The sequence below is a fragment of the Lacticaseibacillus absianus genome (genome assembly GCF_013407595.1).
Taxonomy (GTDB): domain Bacteria; phylum Bacillota; class Bacilli; order Lactobacillales; family Lactobacillaceae; genus Lacticaseibacillus; species Lacticaseibacillus absianus.
This window is the reverse complement of record NZ_JABEKX010000002.1, coordinates 898,700-917,095: the sequence shown is the minus strand read 5'-3', so window position 1 is coordinate 917,095 and position 18,396 is coordinate 898,700. Positions and strand designations below refer to the sequence as shown.

At 62.1% G+C, this 18,396-nt stretch carries 16 protein-coding genes; 15 read left to right on the top strand and 1 reads right to left on the bottom strand.

Annotated elements, in window-relative coordinates; translation table 11 throughout:
- Positions 1–73 precede the first annotated feature (73 nt).
- From coaBC to HII33_RS09625, 13 genes are all read left to right on the top strand, one after another.
- The gene (gene coaBC / locus HII33_RS09685) at positions 74–1,255 is read left to right on the top strand and encodes a bifunctional phosphopantothenoylcysteine decarboxylase/phosphopantothenate--cysteine ligase CoaBC (RefSeq protein ID WP_179395593.1); all 1,182 of its coding nucleotides are present in this window, start codon (positions 74–76) and stop codon (positions 1,253–1,255) included.
- A complete protein-coding gene (gene priA, locus HII33_RS09680) occupies positions 1,252–3,666 on the top strand; it encodes a primosomal protein N' (RefSeq protein WP_179395592.1) in 2,415 nt (804 codons plus the stop codon). The genes coaBC and priA overlap by 4 nt, the downstream gene beginning before the upstream one ends.
- Before the next feature lie 47 nt (positions 3,667–3,713).
- Positions 3,714–4,664: a methionyl-tRNA formyltransferase gene (fmt, locus tag HII33_RS09675; protein WP_179395591.1), complete on the top strand. Its 951-nt coding sequence runs from the start codon at positions 3,714–3,716 to the stop codon at positions 4,662–4,664.
- Positions 4,648–5,988, top strand: coding sequence for a 16S rRNA (cytosine(967)-C(5))-methyltransferase RsmB (gene rsmB / locus HII33_RS09670; RefSeq protein WP_179395590.1), 1,341 nt, complete (start codon positions 4,648–4,650; stop codon positions 5,986–5,988). Before fmt ends, rsmB begins: the two co-directional genes overlap by 17 nt.
- Before the next feature lie 39 nt (positions 5,989–6,027).
- Positions 6,028–6,771, top strand: coding sequence for a Stp1/IreP family PP2C-type Ser/Thr phosphatase (locus tag HII33_RS09665; protein WP_179395589.1), 744 nt, complete (start codon positions 6,028–6,030; stop codon positions 6,769–6,771).
- Positions 6,768–8,789, top strand: coding sequence for a Stk1 family PASTA domain-containing Ser/Thr kinase (pknB, locus tag HII33_RS09660; protein WP_179395588.1), 2,022 nt, complete (start codon positions 6,768–6,770; stop codon positions 8,787–8,789). The genes HII33_RS09665 and pknB overlap by 4 nt, the downstream gene beginning before the upstream one ends.
- Positions 8,782–9,693 carry a ribosome small subunit-dependent GTPase A gene (gene rsgA / locus HII33_RS09655; protein ID WP_246287366.1) on the top strand — a complete coding sequence of 304 codons (912 nt, stop codon included), beginning with the start codon at positions 8,782–8,784 and terminating at the stop codon, positions 9,691–9,693. Before pknB ends, rsgA begins: the two co-directional genes overlap by 8 nt.
- Before the next feature lie 151 nt (positions 9,694–9,844).
- Complete coding sequence (gene rpe / locus HII33_RS09650; protein WP_179395587.1) at positions 9,845–10,489, top strand: ribulose-phosphate 3-epimerase; 645 nt, start codon at positions 9,845–9,847, stop codon at positions 10,487–10,489.
- The gene (locus HII33_RS09645) at positions 10,489–11,154 is read left to right on the top strand and encodes a thiamine diphosphokinase (RefSeq protein WP_179395586.1); all 666 of its coding nucleotides are present in this window, start codon (positions 10,489–10,491) and stop codon (positions 11,152–11,154) included. The genes rpe and HII33_RS09645 overlap by 1 nt, the downstream gene beginning before the upstream one ends.
- 96 nt (positions 11,155–11,250) lie before the next feature.
- Positions 11,251–11,871: a hypothetical protein gene (locus tag HII33_RS09640; protein ID WP_179395585.1), complete on the top strand. Its 621-nt coding sequence runs from the start codon at positions 11,251–11,253 to the stop codon at positions 11,869–11,871.
- A gap of 578 nt (positions 11,872–12,449) precedes the next feature.
- The gene (locus HII33_RS09635) at positions 12,450–14,096 is read left to right on the top strand and encodes a KxYKxGKxW signal peptide domain-containing protein (protein ID WP_179395584.1); all 1,647 of its coding nucleotides are present in this window, start codon (positions 12,450–12,452) and stop codon (positions 14,094–14,096) included.
- Between the two features lie 131 nt (positions 14,097–14,227).
- Entirely contained in the window at positions 14,228–14,734 is a 507-nt protein-coding gene (locus tag HII33_RS09630) for a hypothetical protein (RefSeq protein WP_179395583.1), read from the top strand.
- A 12-nt stretch (positions 14,735–14,746) separates the two neighbouring features.
- Positions 14,747–15,652: a hypothetical protein gene (locus HII33_RS09625; protein WP_179395582.1), complete on the top strand. Its 906-nt coding sequence runs from the start codon at positions 14,747–14,749 to the stop codon at positions 15,650–15,652.
- Between the two features lie 146 nt (positions 15,653–15,798).
- Here HII33_RS09625 and rpmB read toward each other — a convergent pair whose 3' ends face one another.
- Complete coding sequence (rpmB, locus tag HII33_RS09620) at positions 15,799–15,984, bottom strand: 50S ribosomal protein L28 (RefSeq protein ID WP_179395581.1); 186 nt, start codon at positions 15,982–15,984, stop codon at positions 15,799–15,801.
- Positions 15,985–16,207: 223 nt separating this feature from the next.
- Between rpmB and HII33_RS09615 the strand changes: the two genes are divergently transcribed.
- Together HII33_RS09615 and HII33_RS09610 are read left to right on the top strand one after the other, a co-directional pair.
- Positions 16,208–16,573 (top strand): Asp23/Gls24 family envelope stress response protein, encoded by a 366-nt coding sequence (locus HII33_RS09615; RefSeq protein WP_179395580.1) that lies wholly within the window; start codon positions 16,208–16,210, stop codon positions 16,571–16,573.
- Positions 16,574–16,650: 77 nt separating this feature from the next.
- Positions 16,651–18,318 (top strand): DAK2 domain-containing protein, encoded by a 1,668-nt coding sequence (locus HII33_RS09610; protein WP_179395579.1) that lies wholly within the window; start codon positions 16,651–16,653, stop codon positions 18,316–18,318.
- Positions 18,319–18,396: the final 78 nt, after the last annotated feature.

The following is an 18,396-nucleotide window of genomic DNA, read 5'->3' as shown; positions in this document are numbered from 1 at the left end:
GAGGCAGGTCTGGTATAATATGACGCAGAATCATGCGCGCATGCGCATGGCAACTGATGAGGAGGCGCGTGGCATGACGCAACATATCGGAGTGATGGTGACAGGCGGGATCGCCGCATACAAGGTCCCACTGCTGATCCGCAGCTTGATCCGCGGTGGGGCAGAGGTCCGGGTCGCAATGACGCAGGCGGCAGAAGCCTTCGTGACGGCTGCAACGCTGGCCACCGTCAGCAAGCACTCAGTCTTGACCGATGCGCGTGAGTTCGCCGAGCCAGCGCATGTGGCACACGTGGCGCTCGCGCACTGGATGGACCAGGCGGTGGTGGTCCCGGCCACGGCGAACACGATCGCGAAGCTGGCGGCCGGGCTGGCGGATAACGTGGTAACCACGACGCTGCTGGCGTTTGGGGGGCAGAAGCTCTTAGTCCCGGCGATGAACGACCAGATGTGGGTGAACCCACAGACGCAAGCCAACGTGGCGCACCTGCGGGACATGGGGTGGCAGGTGCTGCCGCCGGCCACTGGGTTTTTGGCGGAGGGGTACGCGGCGGTCGGGCGAATGCCTGACCTGCCAGTGATCGAGGCTTTCATCGCGACCGCACAGCCCGAGCCCTTCTTAGCGGGTCAAACGGTGCTGATCACTGCTGGCGGCACGCGCGAGCGCCTCGACCCGGTGCGCTATATCGGCAACGACTCCTCTGGCAAGATGGGCACCGCGCTGGCCAATGTTGCCGCGGCCGCAGGGGCCCAAGTGACCTTGGTGACGACCGGCGACCAGCCGGTCCTCCCAGGGGTGACGGTCATCTCGGTGACAACGGCGCAGGCAATGCAGACGGCCGTGCAGGCAGCGTTCGCGGCGGCCGATGTGGTGATCATGGCCGCGGCTGTGGCCGATTACCGACCGAAGTACACGGCGACGCAGAAACTCAAAAAAACCGGTGACGCGGGCCTCACCCTTGAGCTGGTGCAGAATCCCGATATTCTCGCGGGGCTGGGGGCGACCAAGACGCACCAATTCGTCGTTGGGTTTGCGGCCGAGACGAATGATGTCCTAGCGAACGCGACCGCCAAGCTCGCGCGCAAGCACGTGGACATGCTCGTGGCCAACCGGGTCGGTGACGGCCACGGCTTCAACGCGGCGACCAACCAAGTGACGCTGCTGACGCCGGACCAAGCACCGGTCAGTGTGCCTGAGGCCAGCAAAGTCAATGTGGCCGCGGCGATCCTCCGTCACATCCAGCAGGTGCGGGCATGACCGCCGTCGCCAAGGTCATCGTCGATGTGCCGACGATGCAGACGGACAAACCCTTCGATTACGCGATCCCCGCGGCGTTGGCCGGCCAGATCCAGCCGGGCATGCGGGTGTGGGTCCAGTTCGGCCGCGGCGCGCGGCAGGTCGCAGGCATGGTGGTCGCCGTCAACGCGGCGGCTGACTATGACGGCGACCTGAAGCCGATCCTGGCGGTGCTGGATTACACCCCCGTGTTGAACGCAGAGGGACTCGCCTTGTCGCAGTGGCTCGCGCAGACCACCTTCGCGTTTTGGATCACCTGCATCCAGACGATGTTGCCGACAATGCTGAAGATCGAGACGATCAAGACGGCGGTCCTAGGGCCTAAGCCGACGCCAGCGGCGCAAGCGCTGCTCGGCGACCGTGCAGGACTGCCGCTGGCCGACCTCGATGAGGCGGCGACGGCGCAGGTCCTGCGATTGGTCCAAAGCGGGGCACTGACCCTCCATTACGCGCGCAAGGATCGCGCGACGGTCAAGACGCAAGACTATGTCGTCCCTGACGCTGAGGCCGACTACGCCGCGTTGCGTGTTGCTGTCCGCCCGAACGCCACGAAGCAGTTGCAGCTGCTGGACCTACTGGCCCAGTGGCAGGCGGCGCATGAGACGCCTGCGGTCGCCGCGGTGACGGCAGACACCGGCCTAGTGCGTGCGGACTTGGTGGCTGGCGCCAAGCGCGGGTGGTTGACCCTCGAGGCGCGTGAGGTCTACCGCGCGCCTTACGCGCAACTTGACGACCAGCCGCACACCGCGCCACTGACGTTGACCTCTGCGCAGGCGGCCGTGACGACCGCGATCCAAGCGGCGGTCACAGCCACACGCGCCGAGACGTTCCTGCTGGAGGGGGTGACCGGCTCCGGAAAGACTGAAGTGTACCTGCAGGTGATCGCTGCCGCTTTGGCTCAGGGGCGCAACGCGATGATGTTGGTGCCAGAGATCGCGTTGACGCCGCAGATGGTCCACCGCGTCAAGGGGCGCTTCGGCGCAACTGTCGCGGTGATGCATAGCGGCTTATCCGATGGTGAAAAGTTCGATGAGTGGCGCCGGATCCAGCGCGGTGAGGCGCGCGTGGTCGTGGGGGCACGCTCCGCGGCGTTCGCGCCGCTCACCAACATCGGTGTGTTCATTATCGACGAGGAGCACGAGTCGAGTTATAAGCAAGACGATGCCCCGCGCTACCACGCGCGCGATGTGATCCTGCACCGGGCGGCGACGCACCACGCGCCGGTGGTCCTCGGATCGGCGACGCCGAGCCTGGAATCGCGGGCGCGGGCCGCCAAGCAGGTCTACACCCCGCTGATGCTGCCCCAGCGGATCAATGCACACCCGATGCCGACGGTGCACATTGTCGATATGCGCGACGCCTATAAGCGCGGGGGCAAGGATGATTTTTCTAAGGACCTCCTAGACGCCCTGGCGCTGCGCCTGGCGCGTGGGGAACAGAGTGTGCTGCTGCTGAACCGGCGGGGCTATTCGAGCTTCGTGATGTGCCGCGAGTGTGGCTTCGTCGTGCAGTGCCCGAACTGCGATATCAGCCTGACGTTGCACATGGACACCCACACGCTGCGTTGCCACTACTGCGGTCACGAGGAACCGATCCCGACGGTCTGCCCGAGCTGCGGGTCTAAGAAGATCCGCTACTACGGGACGGGCACGCAAAAAGTGGAACAGTCGCTGCACACCTTGCTGCCTGAGGCGCGGGTGCTGCGAATGGACGTGGACACGACCCGGCGCAAGGGGGGGCACGAGCGGATCCTCTCGGCGTTTGGGGCGGGTGAAGCGGATATCCTGCTGGGCACGCAGATGATCGCCAAGGGACTGGACTTCCCGAACGTCACACTGGTCGGTGTGATCAATGCCGACACGGGACTGGGGATGCCGGACTTTCGCGCCAGTGAGCGGACGTTCCAGCTCTTGACGCAGGTGTCCGGCCGCGCCGGACGCGCCGATAAGCGCGGTGAGGTCTTCATCCAATCCTTCAACCCGGAGCACTACGCGATCCAGTTCGCGCAGCACCATGATTACGAAGGGTTCTTTCGCCACGAGATGACGATCCGCCACCGGGGGGACTACCCGCCGTACTACTTCACCACGAAGCTGACGGTCAGCCACCCGGATGAGGACGAAGCGGCCAAGGCGATCTTCAGCCTGGCCGCGCAGCTGCGCAAGGCGCTGTCGCCCACCGCGATCGTGCTTGGACCGACGCCCGGCGCGATCGCCCGACTGAAGAACCGCTACTTCTACCAGCTAGTGATCAAGTATAAGCGCGAACCCCAACTGGATCAGACGCTCAAGGCGATCTTGGACGAAACGCAAGCGGCCAGTCGCAACGGATTCTTCGTCGCGATCGACCGTGAGCCGCAGAATTTCATGTGAGACGTGTATAATAGTGAGCACATGGACCGACGAATCGAGGCTAATGAATGACATCTATTATTTTTCTCGGCACCCCACAGTTCGCGGTGCCGATCCTGGAAGCGCTGAATGCACAATACGACGTGGTGGCCGTGTTCACCCAACCCGACCGTAAAGTGGGGCGTAAGCAGGTCCTGCATGCGAGCCCGGTCAAGCAGGCCGCAACCGCGCTGGGGTTGCCGGTGTTGCAGCCGGAGAAGCTGGCCGGCTCACCAGAGCTCGCCGACGCGATCGCCCTGGCGCCGGACCTGATCATCACCGCCGCGTATGGGCAGTTTTTGCCGACCAAGTTTCTGAACGCGGCGAAGATCGCAGCGCTCAACGTGCACGGCTCCCTGCTACCGAAGTACCGCGGTGGGGCGCCGATCCAGTACAGTATCATCAACGGTGATACCGAGACCGGCGTGACGATCATCGAGATGGTCAAGGCGATGGACGCCGGGGGGATGTACGCGCAGGCCAAGTTGCCGCTGACGCGGACCGATGACACCGGCACCGCCTTTGCCAAACTCAGTCTGCTGGGCCGGGACCTGCTGCTGGCGACCCTGCCGGCAGTGATCGCCGGTACGGCCACCAAGACGCCACAGCCAGAAGCCGAGGTGACGTTCTCGCCGACGTTGAAGAAGGCTGACGAACACCTCGACATCACGCTACCGGCGGTCCAGCTCGACAACTGGGTCCGCGGCTTGCGGCCAGACGTCGGGGGCTGGGTCGACTTGCTGGGCGTGCGCACCAAGCTGTGGGCGATCACGCCGCTAGCGGACCGCACGGCGGCCGTGCCGGGCACGGTGATCACCCGCAGTAAGAAGCGCTTGGTGCTGGCGGCGGGTGACGGGACCACGTTTGCCGTCGATGAGCTGCAGCCAGCAGGCAAGGCGAAGCAACCGATCGCGGCGTTTTTGAACGGCGCCGGTCAGTCTATTCAAGAAGGAGATTTGATCATTGGCGAAACCAACTGACCCGCGGACCCTGGCGGTCACGATCCTGACGAAGGTGCGCACACAGGGGAGCTACGCGAACCTCGCGCTCGACGCGAGCTTGCGCCAGGCCCACTTGGAGGCGCGTGACGCGAACTTAGCGACCACGCTGGTTTACGGGGTGATCCAACATCAGCTGACGCTCGACTATTACCTTGCGCCGTTCATCGGCGCCAAGCCACTCGACGCCTGGGTGCGTGTGCTGCTCGACACCGCCGTGTTTCAGATGGTCTATCTCGACAAGGTCCCGGAACGGGCGATCTTCTACGAATCTACGCAGATCGCCAAGCGTCTGGGCCACATCGGGATCGCGAAGTTCGTCACCGCGGTCCTGCGTAACATCCAGCGGCGCGGTCTGCCGGACCCGCAGACGATCACCGATCCCTTGGCGCGCCTCAGCGTCACCGCCAGCGTACCGCGCTGGCTGGTCGACAAGCTGGTCGACCAGCTCGGACTTGAGAAGGCCAGCAGCATCCTGGCGTCGATCAACCAGCCAGCCGAGGCTAGCCTGCGCGTGAACACGACCAAGGGGACCCGCGCCGAGCTCAAGGCCGAGCTACAGTCGCGCTTTCCTGAATTGCGCGACTCCCTGCTGTCACCGGATGGCCTCGTCGCGCCTGGCGGGCATTTTGCCGCGCTCCCGGAGTTCGTCGTCGGGGCCTTCACCTTGCAGGACGAAAGCTCGATGCTGGTCGCGCCGAGCCTGGCGCTTGAACCTGGCGACCGAGTGCTCGATGCTTGCGCGGCTCCGGGGGGGAAGACCACGCACATCGCGCAGTTCCTCGACCCTGCACTTGGGGGCCACGTGGACGCGTTAGACCTGCACCCACACAAGGTTCGCCTGATCGAACAAAACGCGGCGCGCCTGGGCCTGACAGATCGCATCACGGCGCAGGCGATGGACGCCCGGACAGTCGGAACGGCGTTTGCCCCGGCGTCTTTTGATCGCATCCTGATCGACGCGCCTTGCTCAGGGCTGGGCTTGATCCGGCGCAAGCCTGAGATCCGTTACGAGAAGACCCCACAAGACCTTGAGAATTTGCCAAAGATCCAGCGCGCACTTCTCGACGCGGCCGCCCCTCTGCTAAAATCACAGGGACGGCTGACGTATAGCACTTGCACGATGGTCGAAGAGGAGAACCAGGGGGTCGTCGCGGCGTTTTTGGCGGCGCACCCTGAGTTCGAGCAGGTCCCAGTCCCGCTGGCCCAGCCGTTGGACCGCGCGCATGGGGGGCCTGCGCTTCAGCTTTTTCCAGACGATTACGGGACGGATGGCTTCTTCATCGCGAGTCTGGTGAAGCGCTGAGCGGCCGGCCGGCGCGAGAGATAAGACATAGGAGACACCATGGAATACACGTATCGGACAGACATTGGCCGCAAACGGCCGAACAATCAGGACTACGTCGGCCTGTTTGCCAATGACGCCGGCACCACGCTGGCGATCGTGGCGGACGGGATGGGGGGCCACCAAGGCGGCGACGTCGCTTCGGAGATGGCAGTGTCCCATATCGGCTACGCCTTTGAGAAGACGAATACCACCGACGTCGAGACGATCGTGCGGTGGTTGATCTTTGAGCTGCAAGAAGAGAACACGGTGATCTTGGAAAAAGCGCAGCAGTACGCGGACCTCAGCGGCATGGGGACGACGCTGGTCGCCGTGATCATCTCCGGTAACCGTTTCGTTGTCGCTAACATCGGGGACTCGCGCGGGTACCTTTATCGCAACCGGCACCTGATCCAGATCACCGAAGACCACAGTCTGGTCAATGAGCTGGTCAAGACCGGGGAGCTGACGCCGGAAGAAGCAGCGAAGTTCCCGCAACGCAACGTGATCACGCGCAGCCTAGGCGTCTCCTCAGATGTCGATGCGGACGTGACGATCTACGACATGGAATACGACGACTACCTGTTGCTGTGCTCGGACGGGCTGACCAATCAGGTGTCGGATCCGGAGATCGCCGCGGTCTTGGCGCAGCCGGTCCCGATCGGCGATAAGGCCGGTCAGCTGATCGACATGGCCAATGCCGCTGGCGGTCCTGACAATATCACGGCACTGATCATTCACCAGGATTGGAGGGCGCAGATTTGATCGAACCAGGCTATATTCTCAATGAACGCTATAAGCTGCTCAAGACGCTGGGCGAAGGGGGGATGGCGAACGTCTACCTCGCCCACGACTTGATCCTCGATCGCGATGTCGCCGTCAAGGTCCTGCGCTTGGACCTTCAAAACGATCCGGACACCATCCGGCGGTTCCAGCGCGAGGCGATGGCGACGACCGAGCTGGTGCACCCGAACATCGTGTCGATCTACGATGTCGGTTCGGCGCATGGTCAGCAGTTCCTCGTGATGGAGTACGTGCAAGGCTCTGACCTCAAAAAATACATCGTCGAGCACTTTCCGATCCCGTATCAGCGCGTCATCGACATCATGCAGCAGATCCTGTCTGCCGTGCAGTTGGCGCACGACCATCACATCATCCACCGCGACTTGAAGCCTCAAAACATCTTGATCGATGCAGACGGCAACGCGAAGATCACGGACTTTGGCATCGCCGTTGCGCTGTCGGATAACTCGATGACGCAGACCAACTCGCTGCTCGGCTCGGTCCACTACCTTAGCCCGGAGCAAGCGCGCGGTGCCATGCCGACGCGCCAAAGTGACATCTACGCGCTGGGGATCATCCTGTTCGAGATGCTGACCGGTACGGTCCCGTTCGAGGGGGATTCGGCGGTCTCGATCGCCTTGAAGCACTTTCAAGAAGACATGCCGGCGGTGCGGGATTACGATCCGCGCATCCCGCAGGCGCTTGAAAACGTCGTGCTCAAGGCGACCACCAAGGACCCGGCGAACCGCTACACCAGCGCAGACGCAATGGCGGCCGACCTCAAAACGGCGCTGTCGCCAGCGCGCGCACGCGAACCCAAGTACGTGGTCCCGACCGATGGCAGCCTGGATGAGACGAAGGTGATCCCAAGCATGGCGGCGGCGACGGCTACGCCGACGCCTAAGGACCCGAAGTTGGTCCCACGCCCCGGCGGCGCGGGCAAGGCGCCGCTGCCCAAGGCCGCCAAGAAGCGGCACTGGCGGTCGTACTGGCCGTTTTATCTGCTCGGGATCGTGCTCGTCGCGATCGTCGGGGGGCTGATCTTCGCCTTCAGCGGCAACCGTGGCGATGCGACCGTGCCGGATCTGCGCGGCATGACGCGCACGCAGGCGGTCGGCGCACTGACCAACGCTGACCTTGAGCTCGGCAGTGTCACCCGTAAGGCGTCTGAGTCGGTCGATAAGGATCACGTGATCAGCAGTGATCCGGGTCAAGCGGCGAGCGTCAAGAGCGGGAGCAAGGTGGATCTGGTCTTGTCCAGCGGGCCGAAGCGCTACACGCTGAAGGACTATGTCGGTCTAGACTATGTCGATGTGGCGGGGGACCTGCGCGATCGTGGGTTCACCGTCAAGAAGAAGGAAGAGAGCTCCGACACGGTTGCTGCCGGCGAGATCATGGCGCAGAGCCTTGATGCTGGCAAAAAAGTCGTCGTCAAGGGGACGACGATCACCCTGACGGTCTCGAGCGGGACGAAGACCTTCGCAATGGCAAATCTGAGCAATCAGACGAAGGCGCAGGTCGAGGCCTATGCCGAGAACCACGGCTTGACGCTGACCTTCAACGATGCGGATTACAGTGACAGCGTGGCGTCGGGCAATGTGGTCGATCAGTCGCCATCGGCAGGCACGGACATGAGCAAGGGGGACACCTTACGCGTGACGCTGTCCAAGGGTAAGGAACCGGAAGCGTCTAGCTCTTCGGCTAGCGATACGACGAAGACTGTGACCCGGCGCGTCTCGATCACTTACGAGGCGCCGGCAGACGCCAGCACCAGCGCGTCGAGCGATGCGGCCAGCAGTTCGAGCAGCACCAGCGGTGCCAACCAGGTCCAAGTCTACATCCAAGACAAGACCCACAACATCAGTCAAGTCTACAAGAACATGACCATCACCAGCGACACGACCATCACCTTGACCTTCACGGTCGATGATGCGACCAGTGGCGCGTACCGCGTCGTCAACAATGGCGTTGTCGTCGCCTCGGAGGATAATATTGAGTGATCAACAGTTGACCGGGCGCATCATTCGCCAGCTCAGCGGCTACTTCGACATTGCGGTCGATGGAACGGTGTACCGCACGCGTGGCCGCGGGAATCTGCGGCAAAAAAAGGTCGCCCCCCTGGTGGGTGACTTTGCCGAGTTCTCGCCCGGCGTGGGGGCCGATGATGAAGGGTACCTGCTGAAGGTCCTTCCGCGCGAGAACGCTTTGGTCCGGCCGCCAGTCGCCAACATCGATCAGGCGATCCTGGTCGTCGCAGCCGCTGAACCGGAATTCTCGCTCAACTTGCTGGATCGCTTCCTCGTCTACCTAGAGGGCAAGCAGATCCACGCGGAGATCTACCTGACGAAGACCGACCTGATCTCCGCCGCCAGGCTGGCTGAGATCAGCGCCAGTCTCGCCGGTTATGAGCAGATCGGCTACCGCACTTTCCACAGCGAGCCACCGTTTGCGGCGGCACTGATGGAAGCGGTACGGGCGACGTTCGCAGACAAGCTGACGATCTTCACAGGGCAGACAGGGGCCGGTAAATCGACCCTGATCAACCACCTGGTCCCCGGGCTGCGCCTAGCGACCGGGGAGATCTCCAAAGCGCTCAACCGCGGGAAGCACACGACCCGCACGACTGAGCTGTTCTTGGCCGACGGCGGGTTGGTCGCGGACACGCCGGGGTTCAGCTCGCTGGGCCTGCTGGACGTGACGCTCGATGACCTCCGGATGCGGTTTCCGGAGTTCGTCGCCCGCGCGTCTGACTGCAAGTTCCGCTCGTGCCAGCACGTGGCCGAGCCGGCCTGTGCGGTCAAGGCGGCGGTGGCGGCAGGGACGATCATGACCAGTCGCTACGAGAACTATCTGCAGTTCCGGGCCGAACTGGCGGGTCAGCGCCCGACATACCTGAAAAAATGAGCAAGAGGCGGGCGTTGTGCCTGCCTTTTTTGTGTGGCGGCGGTAATCAATTTTTTTTACGGACGATTAAGTGAACGAAAGCAAAACAGTGGCGCATCCGTGGGGTCTGCGCTATGCTGGAGACAAGAAGAGTTCCAAGGAGGACACACTGATGAAAATTGCGCCTTCGATCCTGAGCGCCGACTTTGCCAACCTGGCGCGAGACATTCGCTTGGTCGAGACCGCCGGTGCCGATCTGTTGCACGTGGATGTGATGGACGGCCATTTCGTCCCGAATCTGACCTTTGGGCCGAGCATGGTCGCGGCGATCCGCCCGGTCACCAACCTCGGGCTGGATGTCCATCTGATGGTGGACGATCCGAGCCTCTGGATCCCGGAATTCGCTAAGGCTGGTGCGGACACGCTGATGGTGCACGTTGAGGCGACGCCGCATATTTATGGGACCATGCAGGCGATCCGCTACGCGGGCTGCCGGGCAGGCGTCGTGCTCAACCCAGGGACTGCCGTCGACACGCTTCAGCCGCTGCTGCCGATCGTCGATCAGGTCCTAGTGATGACCGTGAACCCCGGGTTTGGGGGCCAGCAGTTCCTGCCGGACATGGCGGCCAAGGTCGCCGCACTGGCGGCGTTGCGTCAGACCAATGGGTACCACTATGCGATCGAAGTCGATGGCGGGATCACCGACCAGACGGCGCCGGTCGTGCTTGAGGCTGGGGCCGATATCCTTGTGGCGGGGTCTTACGTCTACGCATCAGACGACCCGGCTGCCCGGATCGCGGCGTTGCGGCGCGCCTGATGACGACGCTGAATCTGATGGTCGGCGGGCCGGCCGCGGCATTGCCGACCGATTGGCCGCAACTGGCGGGCGACTGGGTCGGGGTCGACCGCGGCACGCTGCGCTTGCTGAAGGCGGGCATCACCCCGGTCCTGGCGGTCGGGGACTTCGATTCGCTCACCCCGGCGGAGCGCGTGACTGTCGCCGCCGCAGTCGCCGAACTGCACACGGCGCCGGCGGAAAAAGACGAGACGGATACAGAAATGGCAGTCCGGCTGGCCTTGGCCGCCGGGGCGACCCGCGTCCGGCTGATCGGGGCGACCGGTGGCCGGCTGGATCACCTGCTGGCCAACCTATTCTTGGCGACGCAGCCGCGCTTCGCTGCCGACGCGGCGCGGATCGAGCTGTTGGACCGACAGAATCGGGTCCGGTTCTTCACCGCCGGCTCCCATCAGTTGCAGCCGGACTCGACATACCGATACTTGGGGATCGTGCCGCTGACAGCGATCGCTCACTTGACCATTACTGGGGCCAAGTATCCGTTGCACGACTGGTCGAGTCAGACCCCGTTTGCTTGGGCGTCCAACGAGTTTGTCGACGCGACGCCGGTGGTCATCAGCTGGACGCAGGGGACGGTTGCCGTGATCGAGTCGAATGATCGCATCGGCCAGACCCGCGACAACTGAACCAGTAGATGTGTCCCATTTTTACGGAGATTGATCCCCTCAAGTGCGTGTGCTGTTGGTATAATGGACCTAATCGAGGCATAGGAGGACATCTGGGTGGGTGAATGGGCACGAACGTTAGCGAATAATCTCTTGGTGCGCGAACTGGGGCTGGTCGCGCTGTTGGTCTTGGCGGTGGTGGTCTATTACTTCCGCTACGTGCATGCGGCCAAAACGCTGCGCGGCCGGTCTCAGCGCGGCAAGCTGAGCCGGTTGATCGCCGGGACGCGGCACTTCATGGTGCTGATCGCGGTGGTGCTAGTCGCAGTCGTCGGCTATGACCGACTCTGGCCGCACTTCGCACCGCACGCGCAGACGCAGCGGCAGACGGCCACTCAGCCGAAGAAGCGCGCGGCGCACACGTCGAAGTCGGTGCGCGCGTCGCAGGCCGCCGCGCAGACGACCAGCGAGACCAGCAGCACGTCCAGTCGCGCGGTGCAGGAGACGGCGGCAACGCGCGCCGCGGTCCAACTGGTCGAGGACTACTACGCGCAGCACGCCGATCAGCTGAAGACGGATAAGGCAGTCACGTACCGCTACCTGGGCGACACAACCGGCAATGCCAGCTTACCCGTGCACCGGGTGGGGGGCTTCGTCAAGCAAGGCGATCAGATGGTCCAGCGGTACGAATTCTGGGTCTATCCGGGCAATCAGTTCGATCAACAGACAGATTTCTAAGGTATACCGCTCAAGCCCTGTCACGACAGGGCTTTTTGCGTGGCCCAACAGGTTAAAAAAAAACAAAAGCGCGGTTTTGTCGGCGGAAATGTTTTCGTAATAAATAACACGGCAACACGCGCGCTTTGGCCCCGTTTGGGGTGGGCCATACGGCCAAAGCCCACCGATCGATAATCGTGACCATACGTGTTGGCTTAACTGAGCACAAGCGCAGGCCGCGGTGTGCGCCCAGACCCTAATGTGCAGTAACGCACGAATCACCTGAATGGTGGCGTTTTTATAAATGGAGAATTAGTTTGTGATTAGTTTTCGCAAAGAAAAAAGTTCGTGGCGACGAAAACGGTTTTTTTCTGCGGCGGATATGAAATCCCCTGAACAAGTTTTGTTGCAGATTTGAAAACATAATTTTAATACCACTAAATAATATAGCCATTAATTTTATATGTTTAAAATTCGTGGACTTTTATGAATTGTGGGCTTACAATTCAGATGATATCCGTGTATTTAGGCGCGCTCTGCCAAACATATCGTCTTACTGCGGATACAAAAATTGCTTTTTCTTATAGGATGAATTTGATATGAAGGATCGTCAAGGGGCAAAGAAATTGTACAAAGCTCACAAGACTTGGATCGCTGCCGGGGTCGCGGCTGCAACCCTGTTCAGTGTCCAAGCCTTGGGGACGCAAACTGTATCTGCTAGTGAAACCGCACCGGTGGCCACCAGCACGACCACTAAAGCGGACCTGCTCGCGGCAGTTGCAAGTGTCAAGTCTCAGATCGGCTCGATCGGTGGGGTGAAGGACACTGTCACCAATAAGACATTCTACGGCGACGTCGACGCCATCAACGCACAGGTCGAGAGTGGCGCGATCACGACTAAGGAACAACTCCTGACAGCCATGCTGCCGATGGCCAACGGCTACAAGGAATACGCTAAGGCGCAGGCGAAGCAACAGCTTGGCGAAGCCGCTAACCTGACGGACCCTGAAACTGGCCGCACGTTCAACGGTGACATGGACAACTTGTTCAACACCGCCGCTGTTTCGGTGGACCCAGAGTTCGAGGGTGTCCGGATCGACCTGGACACGACGGAGTACGCGGCCGTTCTGGCGCGTGCCAAGGCGGCCACGACCAAGACCATCAAGGTCGACTTCATCGACACGACGTCTGAGTCTTCCGACACGTATTTGAACGTCGTGGTTCAGACCTCGTTTACCGTGGGCAAGAACGAAGGCGTCAGCTTAGACAAGGTATTCGCCGAAGTGCCTGCCGGCTACCGTGTCGACAAGACCAAAGTCACCTGGGACCAGGCGAACAACAAGTATTACATTGGCGTTTACAACGTGCAGGCCTTGCAGGATAAAGTCGCTGACGCAGCGGCCAAGCTTGCTGCTGCCGCCAAGGACGCCAAGGCCACCGTCGTCAACGATCTGCTTGCCCGCATCCAGGACAACAAGGACCGTCTGAGCGAATACGGTGAAGAGACGGACACCGCGACCGGCCGCACGTTCAACGGCGACTTCGACTACGCGAAGCAGCTGGTCAACGAAGGTAAGATCACGTCCCGCAAGGACCTGTACAACTACCTCAAGCCAGTCGTTAGCGGCGTCAAGGAACTGCTGAAGAGCCAGGGCAAGGCTGCGGTCGCACCTGTTGGCGAAGCGATCGACCCAGAAACGGGCCGCACGTTCAACGGTGACATCGACTACCTCTTCAACTCTGCTGAGGTCAAGGTCGACGACGATGGGGTTTACTTCGATCTGGACTACGATGCCCTGAAGGCTGTGACCGAACGGGTCCAGGCGCTGAAGGCTAAGATCGCTGAAGACGCAGCTCGCGGCGGCAACATTGCCGACACCCCGAACAAGTCCACGATCGCCAGTGACGCGGCCCGTGGCGGCAGCATTGCCGACACCCCGAACAAGTCCACGATCGCCAGTGACGCAGCTCGCGGCGGCAGCATCGCGGACACCCCGAACCTGTCCACGTTAGCGTCCGAAAAGGCGGCTAAGGCAGCCGAAGCCGCGAAGACGCCGACTCCGACGCCAGTCGCTAAGAAGACGGTCAAGGCCGTTGCTGCGACCACGCCTGCTGCCAAGGCGGCTAAGGCGGCACTGCCTCAGACCGGCGACAGCGTGAACCCGATCGCTTCGTCCCTTGGGGTCGTTGCGGTCATCGGTGCGCTGTTCGGCCTGGCAGGCACTTCTCTGAAGAAGCGCGCCTAAGTTAGTCTGCGCACACCACTCAAAGACCCCGCGTAGCGGGGTCTTTTTGCGTCCTTGGCGACGGGCCCGCGGTTTTGGGTCCCACGGCGGGGTGTGGCCATGTATAATGGTAACTAGACGGAGGTGGGGAAATGGCAGGACAGCGGTTTTTGATCTGGGGCCTAAGTGTGGCGCTTGGGGCAACGCTGATCGGCTTCATCTGGCGCTATGTCTTCGTGGTGCGCCACAGCCAGGGGCGCACGCAGCAGCGGCAGTTGATCCAGGCGATCTTTGCGGCGCGGGCGCTGCTGATCATCGGCGGGGCCGCCTTGATCGGGACCGTTGCGCTCGGTCAGCTTCATCCTGCCGCCACGACGCCGGCGGCCACGGTCCCGCGCCAGGCGCCTAAGGTGCACTCGGCGAGCGGTCAGCGGCCCACGCGAGACGATGCGGTCCGCCTGGTCGACCATTACTACGCCGCACACCCCAAGGAACTCAAGCACAAGGGTCTGGTCGTTTTTCAGGCCGTTGGGACCACGACGGGCAAGGGCGGGGTAACGGTCCAGCGGATCGGCGGCTTCGTGAAGCGCGCCGGCCAGCTGACGCAGCAGTACGAGTTTTGGGTCTATCCCGGGTCGACGTTCGAGCGGGTGAAGTGAGGAGGGCAGGCAATGGAGATCAAGATCGGGACACACCCGTTGATGGCTGGTGAAGTGCCACCGGCGGTCTTTCCGGTGGTGATGACGACGGGCCTGACCGCACCGGTCTGGGCACCGGCCGATTTTGCGATCGACGGTCCCCTGACGGTCGGCAGCCATGCGATCACGTTGACGGCGCAAGGGAAGCTGATGCTTCAACTGGCGAACCCGGCGCTCGACCTCAGCCAAGCACATTACACCGCTGGACGACTCGTGGTGATGCCGGAGGCGACGGCGCGGACGATCACGGTCACACGCACGATCACGTTCATGGGCGCCGGCGCGCAGACACCCGCGCCGATCGTCCAGAAGGTCACGGTGCAGGTGCTAGCCGGCAAGGTCGGACGCGATCGGATCATCGGGTTTGCGCCGATGGGGGATTTTCCCGCCTTGGTCGCGCCGGGGGTCACGGGCTTCGTCGCGGATCGCAACGTCGCCGCGCTGCCGCTTGCCCCGGGGTTCACGCGACCGGTCCACCGCTTCATCACGGTCACGTACCTGCCTCGGGTGTTGGCGTACACGATGTACCCGATGGATGAAAGCGGGCAGAGCCTGGTCGAGGGCCAGCAGGTCTACGGGCTGCAGGGCCAGCCGATCGCTGACTACCCGGAGTATGCCGGCTACACCCGTGTAATCGAGCCGCTACGCGTCCCGGCCGACCCGGCTGATCCGGTGATCGTTACGTACACCCCGCTGAACCCATGGGCCGGGGTGGCGCCGGCGCGTTCACCGCACCACGTGGCGGCGGTCCCGTATCGGCCACAGGCCAGTGCGGTCCCGCAGGCGCTACCGGCGCGTCAGCTCGGACTGGCGGCGGTGGTCACCCGGGCGTTGAAGCAACTCGTCGGCTGGCTTCCACTGCCGCGCGACGTCGAGTGAGCGCTGCGGGCTGAGGGGGGCCTATTGCCGCGCGACCAGGGTTGAGACGCATGGCGCCGAGTGCGCAGGGCAGCGCCAGCCTTTGGGGCCGTCACATCAAAAAAAGCCCCTCACCGGCTGGTGAGGGGCTGATCTTTAGCTCGGGACTAGACCCGAGTCACTTTACCTGATTTCAATGCGCGGGCAGATACCCAAACGCGCTTCGGCTTGCCATCCACGAGGATGCGAACCTTTTGCAGGTTTGCCTTCCAGGAGCGACGGCTGGAGTTCAAAGCGTGGGAACGCTTGTTGCCAAATACGGTGTGGCGCCCTGTGATTACGTCTTTTGCCAATTCTCGGACCTCCTTGCTTATCCGCAAGCTGCGAATTTTTCACTCAACTAACTTATCATAGGCACAGCGGGAATGCAAGAAGTTTTGCCAAGTTATTTTACTTGACAGGGGTGGATAAGCGGATGGGGCGCGCTTTCCAAACATTCCGGCCTATGCTAAACTAGTTGTTAAGTAGTGCGGCTTGGCGCGTTTGGCGCCGAGCCAGTCAATAGGAGGTCAAGACATGGCGGTCAAAATCAAAACCAAGTATGGGATCATCGATATCTCCAACAACGTCATTGCGACAGTGGTCGGCGGTGCGGCGACGGATATCTACGGCATCGTTGGCATGGCCAGCAGAAACCAGATCCGCGACAACCTGAACGACATTTTGAAGCGCGAGAATTACCTGCGCGGGGTCGTTGTCCGCCAGGCGGATAACGGCGTCAACGTCGAGGTCAACATCGTCGTCGGCTACGGCACCAAGATCTCCGAGGTCTGCCGCAACGTCCAGGACAAGGTCAAGTACAACCTTGAGACTATGCTGGGCGTGACAGCCAATGAAGTGACCGTGATCGTCCAAGGTGTGCGGGTCCAAAACGAAGACTAGTCAACAAGTTACTCTCACGCCGCTGGCCGGCACCGTGGCAGGCGACGTGAGAGTTGAGCAATGGAGGCAATATCCCAGTGGAAGTAACCGAAATCAACGCGGCGAAGTTCCAAGACATGATCCGTGTCGCGGCACACCGCATCAAGAAAAATGCAGAGTTTGTCAACTCTTTGAACGTTTTTCCCGTGCCAGATGGCGATACCGGGACGAACATGAACCTGACGTTCCAGACCGGGGCCAAGGCGGTGCTCGAAAGTGACAGCGACCATGTCGGGGAACTGGCCAAGCACCTAGGCAAGGGCTTGCTGATGGGCGCACGGGGGAACTCCGGCGTGATCTCCAGCCAGCTGTTCCGCGGGTTTGCCAAGAGCGTTGAGAAGAAGTCGACGCTGTCTGCACAAGACCTCGCCGACGCCTTCGCTGGCGGCGTCGAGACGGCCTACAAAGCGGTGATGAAGCCGGTCGAAGGCACGATCCTGACGGTGGCCCGTGAAGGCGCCAAGGCGGGCCTCAAGGCGGCCGCGACGACCGATGACGCCGTCGAGGTGATGACTGCGGTGGTCAAGGCGGCCAAGCGTGCGCTGGCGAAGACGCCAGACTTGCTGCCGGTGCTCAAGGAAGTCGGCGTGGTCGACTCCGGTGGCCAGGGCCTCGTCTTCATCTACGAGGGCTTCCGGGAAGGGCTGAGCGGGGAGACCAGCGACGATGCCTATGTGCCGGATGAGACCGAGATGGGTGAGATGGTCAACGCCACGCACCACCAAGGCGCACAGACGCAGCTGAACCCGGATGATATCGTGTACGGCTACTGCACGGAGATGATGGTCAACCTGGGAGAAGGGGCGGACCCGAAGCCGTTCGACTACGAGACCTTCCGCACCTACCTGAACAAGCTCGGCGATTCGACACTGGTCGTCGCCGATGATGAGGTGGTCAAGGTCCATGTCCACACGGAGCACCCGGGCACGGTCTTCAAGTACGGGCAGCAGTTCGGCACGCTGGAGAAGATCAAGGTCGACAACATGCGGCTACAGCATGAGTCGATCATTGAGCGTGAGGAGCAACAGGCCGCACAGCCGCAGCCGCTAGCTGAGATCGCCGTGGTCGCCATCGCGGCCGGGGCTGGGCTGGGCGAGCTGTACAAGAGCCTGGGCGTCGCTTACGTCTTGAACGGCGGGCAGACGATGAACCCGAGCACCAATGACATCCTCGAGGCGATCACTGCCGCGCACGCCAAAAACGTGCTTGTGTTGCCTAACAACAGCAACATCTTCATGGCGGCAGAGGAGGCGGCGAAGGCCGCGACCGTCGACGTGGCGTTGGTCCGCTCGCGCACGATCAACCAGGGGTTGACGGCAATGCTCGGCTTCAATCCGGAAGGAACCTTGGCCGACAACGCCGAGGCGATGACCGCCGAGCTGGCGAACGTGGTCTCTGGCGCGGTCACCCAGGCGATCCGGGACACGACGATCGACGGGCTCGAGATCCACAAGGACGATTGGATGGGCATCATCGACAACAAGATCAAGGTCTCGATCGCCGATCGCACGCAGGCAACCATCGAGATGATCGACACGATGCTCGATGAGGACGCTGAGATCATCACGCTGATCGTTGGGCAGGACGGCACGTCGGCAGAAGCTGAGGCGATCTCGGCGGCGGTCACGGCGGCCAACCCGGACGTGGAGGTGGAGATCCACACCGGCGACCAGCCAGTGTATCCGTACTTGGTCTCCGTTGAATAAGCGCAAGGGCTGGAAGCTGGTGGTTTCCGGCCCTTTGCTTTTTCTACTATAGTATAGTCACAACTGAGAAAGGAGGGG

Coding starts and splice junctions, on each gene's coding strand:
- coaBC (WP_179395593.1), top strand. CDS start 74: ATGACGCAACATATCGGAGTGATGGTGACAGGCGGGATCGCCGCATAC.
- priA (WP_179395592.1), top strand. CDS start 1,252: ATGACCGCCGTCGCCAAGGTCATCGTCGATGTGCCGACGATGCAGACG.
- fmt (WP_179395591.1), top strand. CDS start 3,714: ATGACATCTATTATTTTTCTCGGCACCCCACAGTTCGCGGTGCCGATC.
- HII33_RS09665 (WP_179395589.1), top strand. CDS start 6,028: ATGGAATACACGTATCGGACAGACATTGGCCGCAAACGGCCGAACAAT.
- rpe (WP_179395587.1), top strand. CDS start 9,845: ATGAAAATTGCGCCTTCGATCCTGAGCGCCGACTTTGCCAACCTGGCG.
- HII33_RS09645 (WP_179395586.1), top strand. CDS start 10,489: ATGACGACGCTGAATCTGATGGTCGGCGGGCCGGCCGCGGCATTGCCG.
- HII33_RS09635 (WP_179395584.1), top strand. CDS start 12,450: ATGAAGGATCGTCAAGGGGCAAAGAAATTGTACAAAGCTCACAAGACT.
- HII33_RS09630 (WP_179395583.1), top strand. CDS start 14,228: ATGGCAGGACAGCGGTTTTTGATCTGGGGCCTAAGTGTGGCGCTTGGG.
- HII33_RS09625 (WP_179395582.1), top strand. CDS start 14,747: ATGGAGATCAAGATCGGGACACACCCGTTGATGGCTGGTGAAGTGCCA.
- HII33_RS09615 (WP_179395580.1), top strand. CDS start 16,208: ATGGCGGTCAAAATCAAAACCAAGTATGGGATCATCGATATCTCCAAC.